This window comes from Flavobacteriales bacterium (genome assembly GCA_020635795.1).
Classification (GTDB): domain Bacteria; phylum Bacteroidota; class Bacteroidia; order Flavobacteriales_E; family Vicingaceae; genus Vicingus.
Genome location: JACJZD010000001.1, coordinates 1,571,552 through 1,588,605, shown reverse-complemented (window position 1 = coordinate 1,588,605; position 17,054 = coordinate 1,571,552). Strand labels below are relative to the sequence as shown.

17 protein-coding genes are annotated in these 17,054 nt (G+C 34.2%); 12 read left to right on the top strand and 5 right to left on the bottom strand.

All coding sequences use genetic code 11. The features are described from left to right. Positions 1-11: 11 nt before the first annotated feature. On the top strand, positions 12-641 hold the full coding sequence (locus tag H6589_07030) for a response regulator transcription factor (GenBank protein MCB9174344.1): 630 nt from the start codon (positions 12-14) through the stop codon (positions 639-641). On the opposite strand, the gene H6589_07025 is transcribed toward H6589_07030, so the two are convergent. Genes H6589_07025 through H6589_07005 form a run of 5 tightly spaced genes read right to left on the bottom strand, consistent with a single transcriptional unit; the run spans position 642 to position 7,248 of the window. After that, positions 642-1,490, bottom strand: coding sequence for an aminotransferase class IV (locus H6589_07025; protein MCB9174343.1), 849 nt, complete (start codon positions 1,488-1,490; stop codon positions 642-644). Beyond that, positions 1,490-1,981, bottom strand: coding sequence for an HAD family hydrolase (locus H6589_07020; protein MCB9174342.1), 492 nt, complete (start codon positions 1,979-1,981; stop codon positions 1,490-1,492). The genes H6589_07025 and H6589_07020 overlap by 1 nt, the downstream gene beginning before the upstream one ends. Further along, complete coding sequence (locus tag H6589_07015; GenBank protein MCB9174341.1) at positions 1,982-2,611, bottom strand: rhomboid family intramembrane serine protease; 630 nt, start codon at positions 2,609-2,611, stop codon at positions 1,982-1,984. Further along, positions 2,611-5,382: a DNA gyrase/topoisomerase IV subunit A gene (locus H6589_07010; GenBank protein ID MCB9174340.1), complete on the bottom strand. Its 2,772-nt coding sequence runs from the start codon at positions 5,380-5,382 to the stop codon at positions 2,611-2,613. Before H6589_07010 ends, H6589_07015 begins: the two co-directional genes overlap by 1 nt. 9 nt (positions 5,383-5,391) lie before the next feature. Beyond that, positions 5,392-7,248: a type IIA DNA topoisomerase subunit B gene (locus tag H6589_07005; GenBank protein ID MCB9174339.1), complete on the bottom strand. Its 1,857-nt coding sequence runs from the start codon at positions 7,246-7,248 to the stop codon at positions 5,392-5,394. 167 nt (positions 7,249-7,415) lie between these two features. Between H6589_07005 and H6589_07000 the strand changes: the two genes are divergently transcribed. The 11 genes from H6589_07000 (at position 7,416) to H6589_06950 (ending at position 17,053) form a co-directional block, all read left to right on the top strand. Continuing rightward, the gene (locus H6589_07000; protein ID MCB9174338.1) at positions 7,416-7,823 is read left to right on the top strand and encodes a hypothetical protein; all 408 of its coding nucleotides are present in this window, start codon (positions 7,416-7,418) and stop codon (positions 7,821-7,823) included. Beyond that, entirely contained in the window at positions 7,823-8,413 is a 591-nt protein-coding gene (locus H6589_06995) for a TetR/AcrR family transcriptional regulator (GenBank protein MCB9174337.1), read from the top strand. The genes H6589_07000 and H6589_06995 overlap by 1 nt, the downstream gene beginning before the upstream one ends. A gap of 1 nt (position 8,414) precedes the next feature. Then, a complete protein-coding gene (locus H6589_06990) occupies positions 8,415-8,813 on the top strand; it encodes a hypothetical protein (protein MCB9174336.1) in 399 nt (132 codons plus the stop codon). Then, positions 8,803-9,273 (top strand): hypothetical protein, encoded by a 471-nt coding sequence (locus H6589_06985; protein MCB9174335.1) that lies wholly within the window; start codon positions 8,803-8,805, stop codon positions 9,271-9,273. The genes H6589_06990 and H6589_06985 overlap by 11 nt, the downstream gene beginning before the upstream one ends. After that, positions 9,270-10,226 (top strand): DUF3365 domain-containing protein, encoded by a 957-nt coding sequence (locus H6589_06980; protein MCB9174334.1) that lies wholly within the window; start codon positions 9,270-9,272, stop codon positions 10,224-10,226. The genes H6589_06985 and H6589_06980 overlap by 4 nt, the downstream gene beginning before the upstream one ends. A gap of 6 nt (positions 10,227-10,232) precedes the next feature. Next, positions 10,233-10,520 (top strand): hypothetical protein, encoded by a 288-nt coding sequence (locus tag H6589_06975; GenBank protein ID MCB9174333.1) that lies wholly within the window; start codon positions 10,233-10,235, stop codon positions 10,518-10,520. A 31-nt stretch (positions 10,521-10,551) separates the two neighbouring features. Continuing rightward, entirely contained in the window at positions 10,552-10,980 is a 429-nt protein-coding gene (locus H6589_06970; GenBank protein ID MCB9174332.1) for an OsmC family protein, read from the top strand. A 33-nt stretch (positions 10,981-11,013) separates the two neighbouring features. After that, positions 11,014-12,345 carry a TolC family protein gene (locus tag H6589_06965; protein ID MCB9174331.1) on the top strand — a complete coding sequence of 444 codons (1,332 nt, stop codon included), beginning with the start codon at positions 11,014-11,016 and terminating at the stop codon, positions 12,343-12,345. 21 nt (positions 12,346-12,366) lie between these two features. Next, positions 12,367-13,416 carry an efflux RND transporter periplasmic adaptor subunit gene (locus tag H6589_06960; protein ID MCB9174330.1) on the top strand — a complete coding sequence of 350 codons (1,050 nt, stop codon included), beginning with the start codon at positions 12,367-12,369 and terminating at the stop codon, positions 13,414-13,416. Between the two features lie 95 nt (positions 13,417-13,511). Then, positions 13,512-16,610 (top strand): efflux RND transporter permease subunit, encoded by a 3,099-nt coding sequence (locus H6589_06955; protein ID MCB9174329.1) that lies wholly within the window; start codon positions 13,512-13,514, stop codon positions 16,608-16,610. Next, positions 16,607-17,053: a DUF2141 domain-containing protein gene (locus H6589_06950; protein ID MCB9174328.1), complete on the top strand. Its 447-nt coding sequence runs from the start codon at positions 16,607-16,609 to the stop codon at positions 17,051-17,053. Before H6589_06955 ends, H6589_06950 begins: the two co-directional genes overlap by 4 nt. The last annotated feature ends 1 nt before the right edge of the window (position 17,054 follow it).

The window sequence follows — 17,054 nt, the reverse complement described above, 5'->3', positions numbered from 1 at the left end:
AAAAATAAAGAATGATAGATATTTTAATTGCCAATAACAACTTGATAGCTGGAGAAGGGTTAAAGACCATTTTGCAGAGCAGACTAGGTAATCGTGTGTTAGGTGTCGTTGATGATAAAGATAAATTTATAACCTCTTCAAAAAAATACTTTCCTGATATTGTTGTGGTTGATTACTCTCATTCATCTTTTGGAGTGGAGTTTATTGCTGAAATAAGAAAAGTGTATAAAAACACTAAAATATTAGCGATAACTGATGTTTTGCCTAAACAAACGATACATAAGGCGTTAAAATTAGGTGTAGATAGTTATTTGTTAGACGATTGTCAAAAACCTGAAATACTTGAAGCTATTGAAGATACTTATCAAGGAAAACAATTTTACTGCGGTCATGTTATTGATATTTTGGCTGAAAAAGACGACGATTTAAACAATTGTAGTGGTATCACTCTTTCGGAAAGAGAATTGGAAATAATCCGTTTAATTAGTGATGGATTAACCAACAAAGAAATTGCAGATGGTTTATGTTTGAGTACGCATACTGTAAATACTCATCGTAAAAATATCATGACAAAACTTGGCTTAAAAAATACTGCTGGAATTGTGATTTATGCGGTAAAAGAAAACATTATCAATACCTGATTAACCTGCTACCAACTTATTTAATTCGTTTACAAACATTAATGCCGCTTCATTGGTGTAAGTTTTTTCTTTGTATGATTTTACCCACTGAACACCTTTTACCACATTGGTTATAAATACCTCATCGGTTTGGAGTAGCACATTGGCATTAAGCATACCTTCAAAAATGTTTATTTTATGTTGCGCTGCAATTTTCAGGATTTGCTTTCGCATAATGCCATCCATACAACCTTCATCTAAACTTGGAGTATAAATGTTGTTTTTTTTGTATAAAAAAAGATTGGAGTTGGTTGTTTCTACAATGCGATTGTATTTATTTAACACAATACAGTCGTCAATTTTTTTCTCAACAGCATATAAACCAGCTAAAATTTGAATAATGTTGTTGGTGGTTTTAATGTTAGATAGCTTCGAAGTACTTCTTCGTTCTTCGCTGTATAAATCAATACTTTTTCCGTTTTCGTTGAGTGAATAAAGATTGGTTTCAATTTTTTTTGCTTCAATGATGTATGCACTTTTTTCGTTAATAGGAGTGTAAAAACCTTCAGAGTCTCTAAAAAGTGTTATTCGAATTCTGCCGCCTTCGGTAATGTTATTTTTGATGATAAGTTGTTTGGTGTTTTTAATAATTTCATCAAAATTTATTCCGTAGGGTTTAAGTTTTAAAAAATCAACCCCTTTTTTTAATCGAATAAAGTGGTCGTCTAAAAACATAAGTTTACCATTTACTACCCGAATGGTTTCAAAAATAGCATCACCGTATTTAAAAGCCCTATTGTTTACCGTAAAAATTTTTTCGGTTTCTACATACAATTTTCCGTTGTAATTTATGTAGGTTTCGTTTGGCATTAGGGTGTTTTTATCTGGTTGAGGTACTTGTTTATATCGTCGTTTTTATTTACTTTAATTCCAGTAACATTTACTTTTTGTGCAGCTAAAATGTCTCGCTCGCTATCGCCAATAAAGTATGAGTTTGAAACATCAATTTGGTATTTAGCAATGGCTTTTTCTAACATTAATGAGTCAGGTTTTCGGCAAATACATTTTTCAATTTCATTGTGGTGCGGACAATAAAATACAGCTAATAAGGGAATATTATGTTTTGTAAATTGCTCTCGCATGTGACTGTGTACGAGAAATAAGTCGTTATGGTTATAAATTTTTTTCGAAATACCTCCTTGATTGGTGATAACAACAAACTCAAATCCTCGTTGTTTCAACTTTTCTAAAGCCGAAAATAACCCATCAACAAATTTGAAATCTTCAATTTTATAGGTGTAGTCGCCACGTTCTACATTAATGACACCGTCTCTATCAAGAAATATTATTTTTCTTAACATTTATTGAAAATAAGCTACTATTTGACTGATAAAATTTACAAATGCACCTGGTACAAATAATAAGGTAAATAAAAATCCAAATGCTGCACCTCCTATGTGTGCATCGTGTGCAATGTTGGTTCCACCACGTTTATCCATATACATTTCGTAAGCAATATATAACACTCCAAAAATAATAGGAGGTATGCTAATGGGTAGAAATATTATTCCAATACCTCCGCTTAAAGGCATAAAAGCTATGGCAGAAAATAATACTGCAGATACTGCTCCTGAAGCCCCAACAGAGTTATAGGCGTAATTGTTTTTGTGTTTGATTAAGGAAGGAATAGTTGCAGCCATTGTTCCTCCCAAATAAATAAACAAATAATACAATATTGCTTTTGAGCCCATAGAATACGCTAAAAAATCTTCCACTGCATTACCAAAAGAATACAACACATACATGTTGAAAATTAGATGAAAAACATTGGTTCGGTCGTGAACAAATGCATGGCTAATTAGTCTGTGCCACTCCTTATGTTGTGTTACCTGGTACGGGTTAAACAACAGTTTTGAATAAAGTTCTTGATTATTGTTTGCTGCCAAGGAAATAGCAACTGTAATAATAATTATGATGAGGGTTATACTCATTAAAATAATTTCATTTGGTTTTCGCTATCGTCGTCAATAGGTTTAATTGGTCCTTTTTTTTCTTTTTTCTCAACCGAAGGTAATGATATGGCAGGTTTTGTTTCTTTTTTAGTCATTAATTCCTCTTCTTCATTATCGTCTTCATCATCCGATTCTTCAACTTGCTCATCTCCATCGTCTATATCTTCTGTATCTTCTTCCAACTTCTGACTTTCATCTTCTACCTCTTCAACATCCTCAACAACTTCTTCGAACGGAAGTGGTTCTAACAAATCAATGTTTTTAACTTTGTAAGTAGTTAAACGGTTACCAATTGCTTTTAGTCCTTTTACAGCAATAAAATCTTCTAATTTTATCGTTTCTGAGGCACGTTCTACACCTTTATCTTTAGCAAAGTTCAATTGTATTTGAGGTTTCCAATCGGTAGAGACTACTTCCAAAAACGAATCAGGGTGTTCGGTAATAAACAACACTTTATTGCTTGTTGGTTCCACCAAAAATCGTTTTACATTGTATTGTTTTTTGTCGCCGTCGTAATAAATTGCAGAAACAGGTTTTTTAGGATTCCATTTCTCAATAACAATCATGTTTTCATCAAACTTGGTAAACAAATCGAATCCAGTTAATTGGTATTCGCCCGATTGCATGATGGTTAATATCTTGTCGGTAGCTTTAAACTCTCCTAAGAAATCACCTCTACCATCGGTATTTAAACGCTGAACGGTATCGTCGAACCAAATTTTACGAGCCGATAAGGTTGAAACTCCTTTTTCTTTCAATTCAATTTTTGCAATAGGATATTTAGTAACTCTATTGCCCAATGCTCCACGACCTTTTATTGCCAATTCTGAAAAATCGATTTCGAATTTGAGTTTACGTACGTTTGGTTTTGGTTTTAATTTAACTAAAACGGTTTCTGCTTCTCCGTTAGGATTTGCTGTAAACCATAGCACTTTAGAACCAGCTGTTCCTTTGGTTAAATGATATTCCTTATCACGAGTTATAGAGGTTACCGGAAAACGTTTCATCATGGTTGGCCCAGATTTACCGTCCTGATAAATTAAGTTGTAAATGGTTCGTTTATCGTCTTTTTTCCAAACTCCAACATGAATAATGTTTTTACCCACAAAAGCTTTTGCAGAGTTACGTGTAACCATCATTACACCGTCTTCTCTAAATACAATAATATCATCAATATCCGAGCAATCGCAAACAAAATCTCCTTCGCCACGTTTTAATCCATGACCAATAAAACCTTCTTCTTTATTTACATAAAGCTTAACATTGTTTATAGCAACTTGTGCTGCATCAATGTTTTCGAACGAACGAATTTCTGTTTTTCGTTCTCTTCCTTCACCGTATTTCTTTTTAATTTCTTTAAAATACTCAATGGCAAATTCAATCAAATGTTCCAAGTTGTATTTCACTTGTTTCAGTTCATCTTCTAATGCCAATAATTTCTCCTCGGCTTTGTCGGCATCGTGCTTTGTAATTCTTCGCATTCTGATTTCCAACAAGCGCTTCACATCTTCATCATTTACAGGGCGAAGCAAATGTTTGATAAATGGTTGAAGCAATTCTAAGGTTTTCTCAATAGCTTCTTCATAACCCAAACCGTGTAACGGAACATAAATTTTGTTTTCGATAAAAATCTTCTCTAACGATGAAAAGTGCCATTGATCTTCTAATTCACCTTTTCGGATTTCTAACTCACGTTTTAATAAATCAACGGTATTGTGCGTTGAAATTTCTAACAATTCATTTACACCAATAAACTTTGGTTTGTCTTCGTGTATTACTGTACTGTTTGGAGATATCGAAACCTCACAATCAGTAAAAGCATAAAGTGCATCAATGGTTTTATCGGGCGATACACCAGATGGTAAGTGAATTAAAATCTCGACATCTTCGGCTGTATTGTCATCAATGTGATGAACTTTTATTTTGTTTTTTGAATTTGCCTTTAGAATGGATTCAATCAACTTATCTGTAGTAACACCAAAAGGCAATTCGGTAATTTTTAAGGTCTTTTTATCTTCTACAGCAATTCTGGCTCTTACTTTAACTCGCCCACCTCTTAATCCTTCGTTGTAGTTCGAAAAATCTGCCATACCACCCGTTGGGAAGTCGGGCATGATGTTGGTTTTTTTGCCTTTTAAAATAGCTACCGAACCATCAATAAGCTCAATAAAGTTATGAGGTAAGGTTTTACAAGCTAAACCAACAGCAATACCCTCAACACCTTGGGTAAGCAGTAAAGGGAATTTTACAGGTAAGGTTTCGGGTTCGTTGTTTCTACCATCGTATGAAGACAGCCAAGTAGTAGTTTTTGCATTAAATACTACATCTAGAGCAAATTTGGTTAAACGTGCCTCAATGTATCGGGGTGCAGCAGCTCTATCACCAGTATAAATATTTCCCCAGTTTCCTTGACAATCAATCAATAAATCTTTTTGTCCGATTTGTACCATGGCATCGCCAATTGAAGCATCACCATGAGGGTGATATTTCATGGTGTTACCAATTACGTTGGCTACTTTGTGGTAACGACCGTCGTCCAGTTCTTTCATCGAATGTAATATTCGACGCTGAACTGGTTTTAAACCATCGTTTAAATGAGGAACAGCACGCTCCAAAATAACATAAGAAGCATAATCCAAAAACCATTCGTGATACATGCCCGAAACCTGAATAACATTTTCCAGCTTTTCGCCTTCGTTGTTTTCAAACTCTTCGTCTCTTTCTATGTTATCTTCTTCGTTTTCTGCCATTATTTTATTCTATAATGATTCCTCAATTAAATCTTTTTCAACTTTTAAGTTTTCGATGATAAATTCTTGACGTTCTGGTGTGTTTTTACCCATGTAAAAATCCAGCAATTTTTGTACTGGTGTGTCAGAACCAATAATAACTGGGTCTAAACGAATGTCTTCACCAATAAAAAATTTGAATTCGCTTGGTGAAATTTCTCCTAACCCTTTAAATCGAGTTATTTCGGCTTTACCTTTTAGTTTTTCAATGGCATCTTTCTTTTCTTGTTCCGAATAACAGTAAAAGGTTTGTTGTTTATCACGAACCCTAAAAAGAGGCGTGTCTAATACATACAAGTGTCCATTTTTAATCACATCAGGGAAAAATTGTAAAAAGAAGGTAATCAACAACAATCGTATGTGCATACCATCCACATCGGCATCGGTAGCAATAACAATGTTGTTGTAGCGTAAATATTCAATGCCTTCTTCAATGTTTAAGGCTGCTTGTAATAAATTGAATTCTTCGTTTTCGTAAACAATTTTCTTAGTTAAACCATACGAATTCAAGGGCTTTCCTTTTAAACTAAAAACCGCTTGAGTGTTTACGTCTCTCGACTTGGTAATAGAACCAGAAGCTGAATCTCCCTCAGTAATAAAAAGGGTAGTCTCCACTTTTCTAGGATTGTCTTTTTCGTCGTTGTAATGAACTCTACAGTCTCTTAATTTTTTGTTGTGCAACGAAACCTCTTTGGCTCGTTTCTTTGCCAATTGTTTGATGCCCGCCATGTCCTTGCGTTCACGCTCAGCTTGTAAAATACGGCGCTGAACGGCTTCGGCAACATCTGGGTTTTTATGAAGGTAATTATCTAATTCACGTTTTAAAAAATCGTTGATAAATGCACGCATCGAAGGACCATCAGGACCAACATCTGTTGAACCCAATTTTGTTTTTGTTTGCGATTCAAAAACAGGCTCCATTACTTTTACACTTACTGCAGAAATAATTCCTGAACGCACATCGGCAGCATCATAATCCTTACCATAAAACTCACGAATGGTTTTAACGTAAGCCGTTCTAAATTCGTTTTGGTGTGTTCCACCTTGCGGAGTAAATTGTCCGTTAACAAACGAATGGTATTCTTCGCCATACGCTTGAGTATGACAAATAGCCACTTCAATATCTTCGCCTTTTAAATGGATAATAGGGTAGAGGGCTTCGTCGGATAAATTTTGTTGTAATAAATCTTTTAACCCGTTTTCCGATTCAATTTTTTCGCCATTGAAGTTGATGGATAAACCAGTATTTAAAAACGCATAGTTCCACAACAGTTTTTCGACAAACTGCATACGGTATTGGTAGTTTTTAAAAATAACTTCATCAGGAATAAAACTCACTTTTGTTCCTTTTCGGTAGCTCGATTCTTCAATCGGGTAATCGTTGATTAATTCGCCTCGCTCAAATTCTGCTTTTTTAATTTGTCCATCTCTAACCGATTCAACAATAAATGAGCTGGATAAAGCATTTACTGCTTTTGTACCCACACCATTTAAACCAACCGATTTTTTAAATGCTTTTGAGTCGTATTTTCCACCCGTATTCATTTTCGATACGGCATCAATCATTTTTCCTAACGGAATACCACGACCGTAATCTCTCACTTTTACCAACTTGTCTTTAATAGAAATATCAATGGTTCTACCATTTCCCATTACAAACTCATCAATACAGTTATCTACAACTTCTTTCAACAAAATGTAAATACCGTCGTCGTAAGCAGACCCGTCGCCGAGTTTACCTATATACATACCGGGCCGTAATCGGATGTGTTCTTTCCAATCTAACGACCGTATGCTGTCTTCGGTATAATTTGATTCTTCTGCCATAAAGGGTTTCTTTCAAGAAATCCTAAAATTAGAAATTATTTTTTTTGATTTTTTGACTATCCAATAAAGGTTATCAAAGGATTTATTAACATTTTTTAAGTTGTACTTGGAAGTTAATCTTTTTTTGCCGTAACTTTGTAAGTGAATACTTACTAACATAAATTGTCATGAACGGAAAATACAATATTGCAATAGGTTTTTTAACTATGGGATTGTTTATGGCTTATGGTTTTATGTTAATTTATTTACGAGATTTTGCACCAGAAAAAGAAGAATGGATTAATTCTTATTCGTTTGGAAAACATTTTGAATCGAGATTGGCACATGTTCACGGTAATTTATTTGCTTTTTTAAATATCGTTGTTGGATATCTTTTAATACAATTTCAAGATAAATTAGCAAATACGAAAGCCATATCGTTGTTAAGTCTAGTCGGTCTGTTAATGCCAATAGGTATTTTAGCGGAAGTATATGTTGGTGCACCTCCAATTTTTGTATTGCTTGGGGCAATGGCTATGACAGCTGCTGTGATTTGGTTAGGTATAGTATTTTTTAATTTAAAATCAGAAAAATAATGGAAAACAAGTTTACAGAACGACAAATAGAGATAATGGAAGCTGCAATTAAGCGTATTGATTGCTGTGGAATACAAGAACTTACCATAAAAAATTTAGCTGCGGATATTAACTTATCGGAAGCTGCATTATACCGTCATTTTAAAGGTAAAAATGAGATATTACTGGGGTTGCTAACCTATTTTATTATGGGAATGAAAGAGCGAATTTCTTCTGCCTTATCAGATAAAGAAAAATCGCCATCAGAAATTTTAAGACTAATTTTTACTACACAATTAAACACCTTTGTAAATAACCCTGCAATAGTTAGTGTTATTTTTTCGGAAGGTATTTTTCAATTTAATAAAGAGTTGTCGGATAAAGTTTCGGCAATGATGAAAGTGATGCAAACCAATATTGGAGAGGTTGTTAAGAGAGGTCAAGAAGTAGGAGTTTACAATAGTTTACTTGGAGCATCTGCTACCACAACCATTATAATGGGAAGTATGCGAATGGTAGTACTGAAATGGAAATTATCAGGACATAAATCGGATTTAATTAAAGACGGTACATCGGTGTTAAACGGTTTAATAAATTTATTAGAAAAATAAAATGAAAAATATACTTCGATACGTTGTTGCAGTTGTACTTACTGCATTTGGGTTGTTAACCCTCTTTTTAAGTTCGTCGGTAATATTCGATTGGTTCGGGATAAGAGCCAAAGAAGGTAATTATGTGTTGTTTGTGGTTTGGGCAAACTTTATCAGTAGTATCCTTTATTTAGTATCGGCTTATGGTTTTGTTCAATTAAAAAAATGGGCAACCAAACTTTTAGCTGCATCTGTGGTTATTTTAATTGTTGCCTTTTTAGGATTATTACTTCACATAAAAGGCGGAGGAATTTACGAAACTAAAACTGTTGGAGCTATGATATTCAGAACAGTTATCACAATTGTATTTACAACATCATCATATTTATTAATAACTAAAAACAAGAAAAATGAAAACTAAATTAATTATACCTATTGCATTAGGATTTGTATTGTTTAGTTGTGGGGAAGCTACAACTGAAGAAAAAGAAGTAACTCAAGAAACTGTTGTTGCCGAAGACGAGCATCACCACGATGACGACGAAGCCATTGTTTTAGATAATGGAAATAAATGGGTGGTTGTACCAGAAATGAAGGCTTTTATAACAAACATCGAAAACGGAGTGGTGGAATTTTCTAAAAAGGAAAACGCCACTTTTGAAGACCATAAATCGTTGTCGAAATTAATTGACAAAAATCTAGAAGACTTAACTTCTAATTGTACCATGACAGGGCAAGCACACGACGAATTGCACAAGTGGTTGTTGCCTTTTTTAGATTTAGCTTCGGAGTATGCTGAAAGTGAAAATATTGACGAAGCTAAAGCATCATTTCAAAAAATCAATCAATCGTTTAACGAATTTAATATTTATTTCAAATGAAAAAAACGGTAATAACAGCTTTCTCAGTATTGTTAGGTTTACTTTTTTTACAAAGTTGTGGTAGAAATGCTGAACCAATTACTGTTGAGGAAGAAAGTACAAAGGTTGATGAGCAAGTGGCTTTAAAATTAATGAGCCAAACGTGTTTTACCTGCCATAATCCTGATATGGAAATCGACAATAGAGTTGCTCCTCCTTTGTTTAAAATTCGAGAACATTATTTGGATGATGAAACAACTCAAGATGAGTTTGTAAAAAACATTACATACTTTATTAATAACCCAACCGAAGAAAATTCTATAATGCCAGGAGCTGTTCGCAATTTTGGATTGATGCCAAAAATGACTTTTAAAGATGAAGACATTAAATTGATTGCAGCATATTTGTTTGAAAATGATGTCGCCTCTGATGAGTGGTATGCTCGTTGGGAAGCTTTTAATAAGCAGCCAAAAACTGATGAGGAAAAATTGAGTTTTGAAGACATGGGTTTAAAGTATGCTATGGGAACGAAAGCCATTCTGGGTAAAAACTTGATGAATGCCATTCAAACCAAAGGAGCAGAACATGCGGTTGATTTTTGTAACATCAAAGCCATTCCATTAACCGATAGTATGTCGGTTGAGTTTGGTGCTAAAATAAAAAGAGTAAGTGATAAACCTCGAAACGCTAACAATCAAGCTAACGCTGAGGAATTAAGTTTTATAGAAGAACTTAAAGTAAAAATAGCAAAGGGTGAAAAATTAGTTCCAAAAGTTGTTGAACACGATGATAAAATGGTAGGATATTATGCCATTGAAACCAATAAAATGTGTTTGCAATGTCACGGTGTAGCAAATGCTGATGTTCATGCATCAACTCTAGCAAAAATTAAAACCAAATATCCTGACGACAAAGCTTTGGGTTACAAGGAAAATGAAATACGAGGAATTTGGGTGGTAGAAATGACTAAATAAAATAACATGAATATAAAAGACTTACATCCAGCAGCAAAAGGAATTTCGGCAATATCGCTTTTTAAAGGCGAAGAAGGAATGGTAAAAACCATACATCTTTCGGCAGGGGTAGAATTAACGAAACATCAAAGCAAAACCAATGCTTTATTGTTGTGTATTGATGGCGAGGTTGTTTTTGAAAACGACAATGGTGTTAAAGAAACCTTAAAACAAGGTGATTATGTAAACATTGAGCCTTTAGTAGACCATTGGATGAGTAGTGTCACAGATAGTTATCTGATTCTAATGAAATAATATACGATAAATAATTAAAAATTTTTTAATCATGGACAGACACAGTTATAACGTTTCCCTAAAATGGGAAGAAGGAAGAAAAGGAATAATGGAATCACCAGAGCTTCCTACTAAAATTGAAGTGGCAACACCGCCAGAATTTGAAAAAGGAATTCCTGGTATTTGGTCGCCAGAACATTTATTTACCGCATCGGTTTTAAGTTGTTTTATGACTACCTTTTTAGCCATTGCCGAATACTCAAAATTAGAATATGAATCTTTTGATTGTGATGCAGAAGGTATTTTAGATAAAGTAGATGGCAAGTTTTTAATGACCGAAATAAACCTCAATGCCAAGTTAAAAATTAACGACATCAGCAAAAAAGAAAAAGCTGAACGGGTGTTACATAAATCAGAGGCTGCTTGTTTAATTTCTAATTCAATTAAAACAACCGTTAATTTGAACTGCGAGATAAGTTAATTGAAGTAAATACCAATAAAAATTTTTTACCCCATGAAGTTAGTAAACGCTCACATACAAAAAATCATAATACTTGTTTTTCTGAGTAGCACAAGCATTTTAAACGCCCAAACATGGAGTTTACAACAATGTATTGATACTGCTTTAGTAAATAATAAAAATTTACAGATAAGTAGAAATAACCAGCAAATTAGCGAACAAAAACGAAAAGAAGTTCAGGCGAATTTGATTCCAAAACTGGAAGTTAATGGCGAATACAAGTATTTCACAGATTTGCCTTATCAGTTAATGCCCCTATCTACGTTTAATCCACAAGCACCAGAAGGACAATTTAAAGAGGCTCAGTTTGGCGTTCCTCACAACATTAATGCAAACTTGCAATTGAGTGTGCCGTTGTATAATGCACAATTGTATAGCAACATTTCAACGACCAAAATCGCTACAGAATTAAGCAGTTTACAGTATAAAAAAACTGAAGAACAAGTGTTTTTTGAAGTGAGTAATTTGTATTACAATGCTCAAATTCTTCAACATCAAATTTTATTTTTAGACAGCAACATTCAAAACAATAATGCTTTACTGAAAACAATGAGTTTACTAAAAAGTCAGCTGTTGGCAAAAGAGACGGATGTTACTAAAATTGCTTTGCAACTGCAACAACTCCAAACGCAAAGAGATTTATTAATAAACAAACACCAACAAGTGTTAAATGGTTTAAAAATAATGGTTGGACTTCCTTTAACCACCAACATTGAAGTAGATCAAAGCATCGTTTTTGAAACAAAACCAGACCAAATCTCAACCAATAACGTTGATTTACAATTGGCTCAAACCAAATCTCGTTTATTAAGCAATGAATTAAAATCGATAAAACGCTCTCGATTACCTAGTTTAGCATTGTTTGGAATGTACGGTACAACTGGTTTTGGTTATGATAAACAACCTAACGATTTTTTAAATTTTTACCCCATCAGTTTTGCAGGAATTAAGTTGCAATACCCACTTTTTAATGGAACGGTTACCCAACGAAAAATTAACCAAAAGAAATTTGAAATTGACAATGCCGATTTGCAACTAACCTTGCTCAACGACCAAACTGCTATGCAAACAGAAAATGCGTTAAGCGAAAAAATAATTTCTAAACAAACGGTTGACAATACGCTTAAACAAGTCCAATTGGCTGAAGATATTTACCGCAAAACCATTTTACAACAAAAGCAAGGTACGGCAAATTTAACCGAAGTGTTAATGGCAGATAATGCGTTAAGAGAAATTCAACAACAATACCTTTCGGCAATTGTGGGCTATTTAAAAGCCGATTTAGAATTAAAAAAATTGACCGGAAATTTTTCAGTAAAACAATAATAACAGAAAGAATATAAACTCATGAAAAAATACATCTACATCATTGCAGGAATTATGATAACTGCTTTAGTCGTTTTTAAATTAGCGAGCAATAAAAACAAATCGGAAGATAGAATTTATCATTACGATAAAGAAGCTCCTATTGAAATTGAAACGATAACGGTTAAATCAAGTGAATTAACCACCGAAACTGCTTATGCAGGAACTTTTGAAGCCAATAAAGAAGTGAAAGTTACCGCTGATATTCAAGGGAAAATTAACGAAATGTTGGTGGATTTAGGTTCGGAAGTAAAAAAAGGACAAGCATTAATTCAGTTAGATAATGCGTTACTTAAGCTTCAATTGCAAGCTGCTGAAGTAACGGTTAAGGGCTTAGAAAATGATGTAAATCGTTATACCATTTTAGCTGAAGCAGATGCTATACAAGGCGTTCAGTTAGAAAAAGCTACGTTGGGACTGCAAGCAGCAAAAATTCAACGTGCGACGTTGTTGGAGCAAATTTCCAAATCCACGATTAAAGCTCCTTTTGATGGTGTAGTTACTATGAAAATGACTGAAACGGGAGCTTTTGCTGCTCCAGGTGTACCATTGCTGCAACTTACAGAAATTCAACAATTACGCTTTACCATTTTTGTTGCTGAAAACGATATTAACTTGTTTAAAGTAAACAATACTTATTCTATTGTTCCTGACAATAACAAAGAACAAATTTTACAAGGAAAAATTATTGCAGTTGGAAGCCAAGCTAATCCCGCTGGAAGTTTTCCAGTACAATTTATCGTAAACAATCCCAACCAAAACCAATTAAAATCGGGAATGTTTGGTAAAGTTCAATTGCAACAAAATATTACTAAAGAAGGCTTGTATATTCCTGTTGCATTAATTCAAGGTGGTGAAGAAAATGCCAGTGTTTATGTTGTAAAAAACAACAAAGCGGAATTGAAAAAAATAACCATTAAAACAAAAATACAAGATAAAGTATTGGTTACCGCTGGCATAAAAGCAGGCGATGTACTGGTTAGCAAAGGATTTATCAATTTGTTTGATGGAGCAAATGTCAAAGTAAATTGATGAATAATAGAGTTGTCATCCTTTGTCACACTGAGCTTGTCGAAGTGTTGTTCAAGGATAGAGAAGTATAAAATAAATTTTAAAAGCATTTTAAAATGAACATTACAGAAATATCAATAAAACGACCATCACTAATTATAGTGCTGTTTAGCGTATTTATTTTATTGGGATATATTGGATTCACCAATTTAAGTTACGAGTTAATGCCCGATTTTAATCAGCCTGTGGTGGTTATAAAAACAGGTTATCCTGGAGCTGAACCCGAAGAGGTAGAAACATCGGTGAGCCGAAAAATTGAAGATGCTTTAGCCAATTTAGAAGGAGTAGATTATTTGGTTACTAAATCGCTTCCTAATGCATCGGTAGTTATCGCCAACCTTAAATATGGTACCGATTTGGATAAAACCATGCAAGATGCTCAACGTTACATCGACAACATCAGTAAAGATTTACCGCAAGATGTAATGAGCCCAGAAATGAGCAAGGTATCGCCAAACGATTTGCCCATCATGTCGATTAGTGCCACAAGCGATATGCCTGCTACCGAGTTTTATCAAAAAATGAAAGACGATTTTTTACCACAAATTCAACAATTAAAAGGCGTTGCAGAAATTACCTTGTTGGGCGGTAAAGAGCGAGAAATTCAAGTAAATATTAACCCCGACAAATTAAAATTGTACAAAGTTTCTATGCTGCAAGTGGTAGAAGCTATCAATCGCTCTGGGTTAGATTTACCTGCAGGAAAAGTGCAAACCGACAAAGAACGTAATGCGGTTCGGTTAACCGGAAAATTTAATACGCTTAACGACATCAAAAATGTACAAATAGCGATGCCAGTAATGGGCAGTCCTATTTATGTTAAAGATGTTGCTGATGTAGAAGATAAAACTGTTGAGACCTCTTCGATAAGTCGATATAATGGTAAAACGGGTATTGGTTTACTGCTAAAAAAACAAGGCGATGCCAATGCGGTTGATGTATCAAAATTAATAAAGCAACAATTTGCTAAAATTGAGCAAAGTAACCAAGCAAGCAATGTGAAATTTATTATTGCTGATGATAGCACAGACAATACCATTGCCGCAGTTAATTCGGTAGTGTTCGATTTAATTTTAGCCGTTATTTTGGTGTCGTTGGTAATGCTCTTGTTTTTAAGGAGTTTTAGAAATTCGATTATTGTATTGGTTGCTATTCCTACCTCGTTAGTTACTGCTTTTGCTGTAATGTGGATATTGGGTTACACGCTCAATTTAATGACGCTGTTAGCCATGTCGCTCATTGTCGGGATTTTAGTTGATGATGCTACCGTTGTGCTTGAAAACATTCAACGGCATTTAGATATGGGTAAAGAAAAACGTGCTGCTTCTATGGACGGACGTATGGAAATCGGGTTTTCAGCCTTGTCCATCACTTTAGTTGATGTAGTGGTTTTTGTGCCTATTTTATTCTTGCAAGTTTTTGTTGCCGACATGCTTAAACAGTTTTCGGTGGTGGTAATTACTTCTACATTAACCAGTTTATTGGTAGGATTTACTTTAACGCCTTGGATGTCTTCACGTATTGGTAAAAAAGAAGATTTACAGCCTACCAATTTTTTTAATAAATTTTTATTGTGGTTTGAACATCAGCTTGAAAAGTTTACCAATTGGTATGGAAAACAATTGGAGTGGGTGTTAAATCATAAGCTAATTTTTACTGGAATTATTGTCTTGCTTTTTGCACTTACAGGAATAATGATGAAACAAAACATTATCGGTAAAGAGTTAATTGCTACGGGCGATCAAGGTAAATTTTTAATGGGATTAGAGTTTGATAAAAGCACTTCCATCGACTACAACAACACCATTTCTACACATATAGAAGACTATATTTTACAGCAAAAAGAAGTGAAAACCTTGTTTAGTAATGTGGGCGGACCAAGTACTGGAATTGGTAGTTTGGGTGTGGGCTCTGCTTACAAAACCGAGTTTACCATTCAGTTGAAAGATAAAAAAGAGATTGATAATATTGCTACTGAAACTTACATGCAACACTTAAGAATTGAATTGCAACAAAAATTTCCGGGTATAAAATATTCTATAGCTGCTTTAGGGTTAATTCCTCGTTCGGCACCAATAGAAATTACCTTGAGTGGAAGCAATAATGAAGAAGTAACCGCAACCGCCAATCAATTAAAAACAATAATAGAAAAAATACCTGGAGCAGATAATGTTAAACTTTCGGTAGAAGCTGGAAGTCCTGAATATCAAGTAATTCCTGATAAAGATAAAATGCAACGTTTGGGCTTAAATACAGCTTATGTGGGCATGAGTTTACGTACTGCTTTTACAGGTAATGAGGATGCGACACTTACCGAACAAGGAATTGAATACCCTGTGCGTATTCAGTTGGCTGATTTTAACCGATTAAGTTATAACGATGTGGAAGATTTAACGATTGTAAACCCGAAAGGAATGCCAATTAGCGTGAGCCAGTTTGCTCAAATTAAAAAAAGTAATTCTCCTTCGCTGTTGGAGCGTAAAGACCGACAACCAGCCATTACCATAACTGCCGATGCTTTAGGACGTCCATCTGGAACGGTTGCCGATGAAGTAGTTGCTTACGTTAAAGAAAATCCATTACCTGAAGGAATGCAAATGACTTGGGGTAGCGATGTTAAAAGACAAAACGACAGCTTTGGAGCGTTGGGTTCTGTTTTATTGATTTCCTTTTTGCTGATTTATTTAATAATGGTGGCGTTGTACGATAGTTTTGTATATCCTTTTGTGGTATTGTTTTCTATACCTGTTGCGGTAATTGGAGCATTTTTAGCCTTAAACTTATCACTCAACCATTTAAGCTTATTTGCTTTGTTAGGGTTGATTATGTTAATGGGATTGGTAACCAAAAATGCCATTTTAATTGTGGATTTTACCAATCAGCTTAAAACAGAAGGAAAATCTTACCAAGAAGCATTAATTATTGCTGGAAAAGAACGGTTACGACCAATTTTAATGACCACGCTTTCTATGGTTATAGGAATGTTGCCCATTGCTTTGGCAACAGGTTCTGCAGCCGAATGGAAAAATGGTTTAGCATGGGTTATTATTGGTGGATTATTATCCTCTTTAATTCTTACCGTTTATTTAGTTCCAGTGGTGTATTATGCGGTTGATTCTGTTAAAGAAAAATTAACAAAGAGAAAGAATCGATGAAAAAATTAGTGATAATTTTTGCATTAGTTAATGTCGGATTTTTACTGACTTCATTTACTTTTCAAGCTAAAACGTATTCGTTAACAGTTGAGGTAAACCAGTTGAGAAATTCAACAGGGGTAGTTCAATTTGCATTGTATAACAAAGATGGTTCAATACCAGATGAAGATTATAAAAAATACTACAAGATATTAAAGAATAAAATAGAAAATGGTTCATCAAGGGTTACGTTTCATCAATTACCTGCTGGAAAATATGCCGTAAACATTTTACACGATGAGAACATGAACGGTAAAATAGAAAAAGGTTGGGTGCTACCAACAGAAGGTATTGGATTTTCTAACTTTAATAAAATAGGTTTAGGCAATAAACCTTGTTTTTCAAAAGCATGTTTTGACTTGGAAACCAATAAAAACATATCCATTAAAGTCATCTACTTTTAAG

What these genes read in the sequence shown, in the direction of transcription:
- H6589_06995 (MCB9174337.1), top strand. Translation starts at nt 7,823, where the DNA reads ATGGAAAACAAGTTTACAGAACGACAAATAGAGATAATGGAAGCTGCA.
- H6589_06990 (MCB9174336.1), top strand. Translation starts at nt 8,415, where the DNA reads ATGAAAAATATACTTCGATACGTTGTTGCAGTTGTACTTACTGCATTT.
- H6589_07025 (MCB9174343.1), bottom strand. Translation starts at nt 1,490, where the DNA reads ATGCCAAACGAAACCTACATAAATTACAACGGAAAATTGTATGTAGAA.
- H6589_07005 (MCB9174339.1), bottom strand. Translation starts at nt 7,248, where the DNA reads ATGGCAGAAGAATCAAATTATACCGAAGACAGCATACGGTCGTTAGAT.
- H6589_06975 (MCB9174333.1), top strand. Translation starts at nt 10,233, where the DNA reads ATGAATATAAAAGACTTACATCCAGCAGCAAAAGGAATTTCGGCAATA.
- H6589_07015 (MCB9174341.1), bottom strand. Translation starts at nt 2,611, where the DNA reads ATGAGTATAACCCTCATCATAATTATTATTACAGTTGCTATTTCCTTG.
- H6589_06980 (MCB9174334.1), top strand. Translation starts at nt 9,270, where the DNA reads ATGAAAAAAACGGTAATAACAGCTTTCTCAGTATTGTTAGGTTTACTT.
- H6589_06965 (MCB9174331.1), top strand. Translation starts at nt 11,014, where the DNA reads ATGAAGTTAGTAAACGCTCACATACAAAAAATCATAATACTTGTTTTT.
- H6589_07020 (MCB9174342.1), bottom strand. Translation starts at nt 1,981, where the DNA reads ATGTTAAGAAAAATAATATTTCTTGATAGAGACGGTGTCATTAATGTA.
- H6589_06970 (MCB9174332.1), top strand. Translation starts at nt 10,552, where the DNA reads ATGGACAGACACAGTTATAACGTTTCCCTAAAATGGGAAGAAGGAAGA.
- H6589_07010 (MCB9174340.1), bottom strand. Translation starts at nt 5,382, where the DNA reads ATGGCAGAAAACGAAGAAGATAACATAGAAAGAGACGAAGAGTTTGAA.
- H6589_06985 (MCB9174335.1), top strand. Translation starts at nt 8,803, where the DNA reads ATGAAAACTAAATTAATTATACCTATTGCATTAGGATTTGTATTGTTT.
- H6589_06955 (MCB9174329.1), top strand. Translation starts at nt 13,512, where the DNA reads ATGAACATTACAGAAATATCAATAAAACGACCATCACTAATTATAGTG.
- H6589_06950 (MCB9174328.1), top strand. Translation starts at nt 16,607, where the DNA reads ATGAAAAAATTAGTGATAATTTTTGCATTAGTTAATGTCGGATTTTTA.
- H6589_06960 (MCB9174330.1), top strand. Translation starts at nt 12,367, where the DNA reads ATGAAAAAATACATCTACATCATTGCAGGAATTATGATAACTGCTTTA.
- H6589_07030 (MCB9174344.1), top strand. Translation starts at nt 12, where the DNA reads ATGATAGATATTTTAATTGCCAATAACAACTTGATAGCTGGAGAAGGG.
- H6589_07000 (MCB9174338.1), top strand. Translation starts at nt 7,416, where the DNA reads ATGAACGGAAAATACAATATTGCAATAGGTTTTTTAACTATGGGATTG.